Below are 6,372 nucleotides of genomic sequence, written 5' to 3'. Positions count from 1 at the left end.
CGTCGGGTGGCCGTCGCTGCAACGGAAAGCTCTGCAAGAAAGAGGCGGCCCAAGGCGTACAGACGACCGACGACAGCATCTCCCGAGTTGCCCGGTTGCACGGCGTCGCGGCTTAAGTCGCCCATGTCTCACCCCCCGGGGTGGCCTCGACGATCACTCTTAGATTCCCCGCGCTGGCGGCGTCTCCTCGCCTGCGTGCTGCGCTGTTCCTCGGACGCCGGTGAGCGCTCCGTAGCAAGGCCGACGCCTCCCGGGAAGACCGTCGCTTGACGCCGCCGAATTCGCGCAGCCCGTGGCCTGCAGATGCGATCCAACGACGAGCCGAATCGTCTAGGCGTCGACCGATGGTTGCCCCCACAGCCCAGGCGATACGCCGCACGCCTCACACCCACTCCGGGCTGATCTGCCCCTCTGAGTAGAAGGTCTTGAGGAACGTCTTGTCTTGGTCCCGGAAGAGGCGTGAAGCGGCGCGATCCGCGATCTCGATAGCCATGCGCTCGTGGAAGCACACCAGAGAGCCGGTGCGGTCGAAGCGGCCCGTCAAGCGGTGGTTGACGCAGGAGCACCAATTGCGACAGCGGCGCCGCAGATCGCACCGCAGACACTCGGGGTTGGTCGGCTGCCGGCCTTTGGCAATGCACCTGCACGCATCCCCAACGAAGCCCGTGAAGACGTTGCCCATCAGCCCCAGGCGCTCGGTGTCCTCACCCACCATGCGCTGACAAGGATACAGGTTGCCGCTCGGAGCAACTGCAACCTCTTTCTGGCCGAAATCGCAGCAGTCGCGCAACTCGTACCCGCCCTTCAGATGGGCCGCAATCTTCGCCGTGATGAAGTTGACGTGCACGAATCGGCCACTGCGAAGCGCTCGTTCGAAACACCTCGCCGCGTATTCGTATCCCTCGCGCCATAGCGCGAGGTGCCGGTCATCCCATGTGTCGAAGAAATTGGGGTTCAAGAGCAGTCGCGTGGCGCCGCTGCCAAGGAGAAAGTCGATGCTCTCAGGCAGGTATCGCACGTTCTCGGGGCTGACTACCGCGCAGACGACCAAGTCGGGGAAATACCCCAGCAGCGTGAGCATCGCCTGTTGCGTGTCCGCGAAGCTCGAGGCGCCCCCGCGATAGCGTCGGCAGGCATCCTGCGCCGCACGCACACCGTCGAACGAAAGGGTCGGCATCACCCGGTGGCCCCGTAGGTACCGCGCGATGGCATCGTCCACGCCTAGGCCGTTTGTCGTTATCGCCATGCGAAAAGAGCGACCCATCTCCGCCGCTCGCGCCTCCGCGTGGTCGACGCAGCGAGTGAGCAGCGGCCACTCCAGCAGCGGCTCTCCGCCGAAGAAGCCAAGCTGGGGAGGTGTTCCGGTGCAGGGCTGATCCAACATGAGGTCGATGGCGCGCCTGGCCACCTCCCAGGACATGGCGCGTTCGCGCTTCTGTCCACCGTAGCAGTAGACGCAGTCGAGTTGGCAATCCTGCGTCAGATGTAGTATGACATCCACCGCACCGCAACCGATAACGTGGATGGATGGCCTTCGATGTGAGGAGCGCTCACGGCGCAGACTAGCTGATGCTGCCTTGGTCGCACCCACTTACGAGAGCGGCAAGCATTGCGAGTGCAATCGCGAGCCTCAAGGCGGGTGCCATCCACACCTTCTCGCGCTTGGCGAAATACTCGGCCAGGGTGGGGTAGTCCGCGCCCAGATAGCGACGAACAGGATGAAGCTTCATCGTCCACCTCCCCCGCGCCACGAAGCCGATTTCAGTGTACACATGCCATGCTCCAAAGTCAATCCCGGCAAGCCGCAAACCGGTCTCACTGCCAGACCAGTTGCGCGGTCAGATACTCCGGCTGCATGCCCGATGGCAGCGCGGCCGACCGCCTTGAGGGAACTGTTGGCCACCCCTGGGTGCTTCATCGGGTGACCGCCACCGAGTCCCCCAGGCAAGGAGGCACGGCCGACGCCTCCCGGGAAGGCCGTCGCTTGACGCCGCCGAATACACGATTTACCATAACGCGGACCGCGCGGTCGGTTGCGCATCGGCCGCGTGACGAAAGGCGTTCCTCATGCGTGTTCTCGGCATGGTCGTCCTGTGTCTTGTCGTAGCTCTGGCGGGATGTGCGGGAGGGGGACCGAAGGAATTCCCCAGCTCACGCATCACCGTCATCTGCCCGCCCGCGCCGGGCGGGATCTCTGACACGCTGACGCGCAGCCTCGCCTCCGCCGCGCAGGAAGCTCTCGACGTGCCGGTCACCGTCATCAACAAGCCCGGCGCTTCGGGGGCCATCGGGCTGCGCGCAGGCGCGAGCGCCGAGCCGGACGGCTACACCGTGACCTACGTCATCGTCGAGGTCGTGATCCTCCCTCACCTCGGTTACGAGAAGATCGGTTACGAGAACTTCGATCTGCTGATGCGCACCAACCTCAGCCCGGCGGCGGTGAGCGTGCAGAAGGGCGACCGGCGCTGGAAGGATCTCAAGAGCTTCATCGCCTACGCGAAAGCGCACCCGGGTGAGGTCAGCGTGGGCAACAGCGGCACCGGCGCGATCTGGCACCTGGCGGCGCTCGCGCTGGAGAAGGAGACCGGGGCGAAGTTCAATCACGTCCCCTACCAAGGCTCCGGGCCGGCGGTACAGGATCTCATGGGCAAGCATATTGACGCGGTAATGTCGGGCGCGTCCGAGGTGCAGGTCGGACTCGACGCCGGCAAGGTCGAGATGCTCGCGCTGCTGGCAGACGATCGCAGCGAGTACTTCCCCGAAGTGCCGACGGCCAAGGAGCAGGGCGTCGATGTCAGCATCGGCGCATGGGGCGGGCTGGGCGTGCCCAAGGGCACGCCGGACGACGCGCGCGCGGCCCTCCTGGGCGGATTCAAGCAAGCGTACGACTCCGAGCAGTTCACCAAGGTCATGGAGCGGCGGGCGATCTCGCGCGCGTGGCTGGGCGCGGAAGACTTCACGCAGTTCGCCCGCGAGCAGCAGGCGTACTTCGGGGAATTGATCGAGGAGTTCGGCATCAAGCCGCAGGCGGCGGAGTAAGGCAGCGCGCCTTCGGGTCGCCGCACACCGGGCGCCGGTGTCCGGCAAGGAGCCACGGATCGAAAGGAGCGAAGCCAGGCACTACACGCGCGCGGCGCACGCGATAGCGGGGCTACTCCTCGTTGGCCTCGCGGGCGGCGCGTATTGGCTCAGCCTCGGCTTCCCCAAGCCGCTGCCCGGCGGCGTGTCGCCGGCGCTGTTTCCCCGTATCGCGGCAGCCGCGCTCGGCGCCGTCTCGCTCGCGTATCTCGTACTCACGCTGAGCAGCGCCAGGTGGGCGCAGGCATTTGAGACCGGCGCGAGCGGCGGGCGGATCACCGCCTTGATGCTGCTTTTCGCACTGCTGATCGTCGCCTATGGGTCGGCGATGCAGCCCCTCGGTTTCACCCTCGCGACCTTTCTCTTCCTGTGGGCGAGCATGTACCTGCTGCATCGTGCGCGGCCATGGCTGAGCGGGTTGATCGCGGCCGCGGGGGCGCTCGCCGTCGCCGGCCTGTTCGGCATGCTGCTCAACGTTGACTTGCCCAGCTTCATCAAATGAACGAAGTCCTCGCGGAACTCGTTAACCCGTCGGTTGTGACGGCCATGTTCGTCGGCGTCGTCGCGGGGATGATCGCCGGCGCTCTGCCGGGGCTCACTGCGACCATGGCGGTCGCGCTGCTCGTGCCCTACACTTTCGGCTGGCATAGCGACATCGCGGGGCTGATGATATTGGTCGGGGTGTATGTCGGCACGATGTACGGCGGAGCGGTGCCGGCGATTCTGATTCACACCCCGGGCACGCCCGCGGCCGCGGCGACCTGCTTCGACGGCTACCCGCTGTCGCGCCAGGGCAAGGCGGGGCTGGCCCTCGGCATATCATGTATCACCTCGGTCGTCGGCGGCCTGTTCAGCGCGGCCGTGCTCATCCTCGTCGGTCCGGCCCTCGCCGAGCAGGCATTGAAGATCTCGCCGGCCGACTACTTCGCGGTCACCGTGTTGGGGCTGAGCGTCATCGCCGGCGTGGCCGGCAAGTCGCTGCTCAAGGGATTGATCATGGGCGCCCTCGGGGTACTGGCGGCGACCGTCGGCCAGGACCCGGCGCAAGCGTTCCCGCGCTTTACCTTCGGTAGCGACTACCTGCTCGACGGCCTGAGCTTCATCCCGGTGATGATCGGCGTGTTTGCCATCGCGGAGGCTCTGCACCAGGTTTCCGAGACCTGGCGCGGGTCGGAGGTCGCGCAGGCCATCGGCCGCGTGCTGCCGAGCTGGGAGGAACTGAAGCGCATCACGCCGGCGACCATGCTCGCCAACGTCATCGGCACCGTCGTCGGCGCCATCCCCGGGGCGGGTGGCGACATCGCCTCGTTCATTTCCTACGATCAGGCCAAACGCGTCTCGCGCGAGCCCGAGAAGTTCGGCGAGGGCTCCATCGAAGGCCTTGCGGCGGCGGAGTGCGCCAACAACTCGATCACCGGCGGCGCGATGATACCAATGCTGACGCTGGGCATTCCAGGAGATTCCGTGACCGCCGTGCTGCTCGCCGCGATGTACATCCACAACCTTCGCCCCGGCCCGCTGCTGTTCTCCCAGCACGCCGACAAGGTAGGCGCGATCTTCGTGGGACTCGTCGTCGCCAACCTCGTCGTGCTGCCGCTGGGGTTGCTGGGGGCGAAGCCGTTGGCGCGTATCGTGACCATCCCGCGGCACATCCTGTGGCCCTTGGTGGTGGTGCTGTGCGTCGTGGGTTCCTATGCGCTCAACAACAGCTTCTTCGATGTCTGGTTGACACTGGGGGCGGGGGTCTTCGGTTACGGCATGAAGCGGCTGGGCTTTCCACCGGGTCCGCTGGTGCTGGGGCTCATCCTCGGGCCCCTGGCGGAGGAAAAGCTCACCACCGCGCTCCAGATCTCGCGCGGGCAGGTCGGGGTGCTGTGGCAGAGCCCGCTGTCCATCGGCATCTACGCCGTCACCGCGCTGTTGCTGTTGGCGACGGCGCTCTCCCGCCGGCAGCCGCGCAGCACGGCGACGCCCTCCGCAGACGCAACCGACAACGACAAGGAGACCGAACCCGAATGAATGGACGGAAGACCGGATTGCTGCACGGCATAGCCGCGCTGGCCGCGGCCTGGCTGGTGGCGCTGCCGCTCGCGGCGGACGCCGCCCCGCCGTACGATGCGGAGCTGATCTTCACACCGACCGCGCGCTATCCGTCGAGCCACGCCTCGACCATCATCGAACTGGCGAACCGCGACCTGCTGTGCGCGTGGTACGCCGGGCAGCAGGAGGCCGCCAGGGATGTGGCGGTGTGGTATTCGCGCAAGGCGCCGGGCTCGAGCGTGTGGACGCGACCGGCGGTTCTCGCCGACGATCCGCAGCGACCGGAGGGCAATCCCGTGCTGTTCGAGGATCCGAACGGGCGTCTCTGGCTCTTCTATGTCACGATGTATGACGAGGGCACCGAGGAATGGGACACGTGCAAGGTCAAGTGCAAGTGGTCGGATGACAAAGGGCAGACGTGGAGCCCGACGCTCATCCTGCGCGACGAACTCGGCTGGATGACCCGCAACAAGCCCATCGTGCTCGACGGCGGTGATTGGCTACTGCCGATATATGATGAGCGGGTGTGGACGTCGAGCGTGATGATCTCGACCGACCACGGGCGGACGTGGTCCGATTCACGGGACATCGTCGCCCCCGGCGAACCCGGCAACATCCAACCGACGCTGGCCCAGCTCTCGGACGGGAGTATATTGGCGCTCATGCGCCGTGGCAAACCGCCGGAGCGCATCTGGCAGGCGCGCTCGCATGATCGCGGGCGCACATGGGACACGCCGACGCCCACCGAGTTGCCCAACCCGAATGCCGCGACGGACATGGTGCGCCTGTCGAACGGCCATCTCGTGCTCGCCTTCAACAACGTCACGGACAACCGCAACGTCCTGACGCTCGCCGTTTCAGTTGACGACGGAAGGACATGGGCCCACAAGCGCGACCTGGAAAACGAGCCCTACGGCGAATTCTCCTACCCCGCGATCATCCAGGCGCGCGACGGCACGATTCACGTCACCTACACCTACAACCGGCGCAACATCAAGCACGTCGCGCTCAACGAGGAGTGGATTCCCGCCGGGGAGTAGGCCACTGCCGCTCCCGCGATCTCCGTCAAGGTGGCGCAGGCGGTGTAGAAAGCGGCGGCCCGCCCCTGAAAGTGAGGGCGGGCCGCGTTGCATACCCCAGGCCGGCCCGGCGCGCGGCGCCGAGCCGACGCACGGTCACTGGATCTCGTTCGGCATCGTCATCACACTCATCATCTGGTAGAAGCCCAGGCGCATGTACTTGACGTGCCCGTCT

General features: G+C 66.2%; 6 protein-coding genes. 4 read left to right on the top strand and 2 right to left on the bottom strand.

Annotated elements, in window-relative coordinates; all coding sequences use genetic code 11:
* Nucleotides 1-382: 382 nt before the first annotated feature.
* Together JSV65_04650 and JSV65_04645 are read right to left on the bottom strand one after the other, a co-directional pair.
* On the bottom strand, nt 383-1,501 hold the full coding sequence (locus tag JSV65_04650) for a radical SAM protein (protein ID UCH35644.1): 1,119 nt from the start codon (nt 1,499-1,501) through the stop codon (nt 383-385).
* Nucleotides 1,502-1,562: 61 nt separating this feature from the next.
* Nucleotides 1,563-1,730 (bottom strand): hypothetical protein, encoded by a 168-nt coding sequence (locus JSV65_04645; GenBank protein UCH35643.1) that lies wholly within the window; start codon nt 1,728-1,730, stop codon nt 1,563-1,565.
* Nucleotides 1,731-2,067: 337 nt separating this feature from the next.
* On the opposite strand from JSV65_04645, the gene JSV65_04640 reads away from it, so the two are divergent.
* Genes JSV65_04640 through JSV65_04625 form a run of 4 tightly spaced genes read left to right on the top strand, consistent with a single transcriptional unit; the run spans nt 2,068 to nt 6,158 of the window.
* Nucleotides 2,068-3,039 carry a tripartite tricarboxylate transporter substrate binding protein gene (locus tag JSV65_04640; GenBank protein UCH35642.1) on the top strand — a complete coding sequence of 324 codons (972 nt, stop codon included), beginning with the start codon at nt 2,068-2,070 and terminating at the stop codon, nt 3,037-3,039.
* Between the two features lie 37 nt (nt 3,040-3,076).
* A complete protein-coding gene (locus tag JSV65_04635) occupies nt 3,077-3,580 on the top strand; it encodes a tripartite tricarboxylate transporter TctB family protein (GenBank protein UCH35641.1) in 504 nt (167 codons plus the stop codon).
* Nucleotides 3,577-5,097, top strand: coding sequence for a tripartite tricarboxylate transporter permease (locus JSV65_04630; protein ID UCH35640.1), 1,521 nt, complete (start codon nt 3,577-3,579; stop codon nt 5,095-5,097). The genes JSV65_04635 and JSV65_04630 overlap by 4 nt, the downstream gene beginning before the upstream one ends.
* Nucleotides 5,094-6,158, top strand: a complete 1,065-nt coding sequence (locus tag JSV65_04625; protein ID UCH35639.1) for an exo-alpha-sialidase — start codon at nt 5,094-5,096, stop codon at nt 6,156-6,158. Before JSV65_04630 ends, JSV65_04625 begins: the two co-directional genes overlap by 4 nt.
* Nucleotides 6,159-6,372: the final 214 nt, after the last annotated feature.

The sequence above is a fragment of the Armatimonadota bacterium genome (assembly GCA_020354555.1).
Lineage (GTDB): Bacteria > Armatimonadota > Hebobacteria.
This window is presented reverse-complemented; position numbering and strand designations above follow the sequence as displayed.

Excerpts from the sequence above, each read along its gene's own strand:
- JSV65_04630 (UCH35640.1), top strand. The coding sequence starts at position 3,577 with ATGAACGAAGTCCTCGCGGAACTCGTTAACCCGTCGGTTGTGACGGCC.
- JSV65_04640 (UCH35642.1), top strand. The coding sequence starts at position 2,068 with ATGCGTGTTCTCGGCATGGTCGTCCTGTGTCTTGTCGTAGCTCTGGCG.
- JSV65_04625 (UCH35639.1), top strand. The coding sequence starts at position 5,094 with ATGAATGGACGGAAGACCGGATTGCTGCACGGCATAGCCGCGCTGGCC.
- JSV65_04645 (UCH35643.1), bottom strand. The coding sequence starts at position 1,730 with ATGAAGCTTCATCCTGTTCGTCGCTATCTGGGCGCGGACTACCCCACC.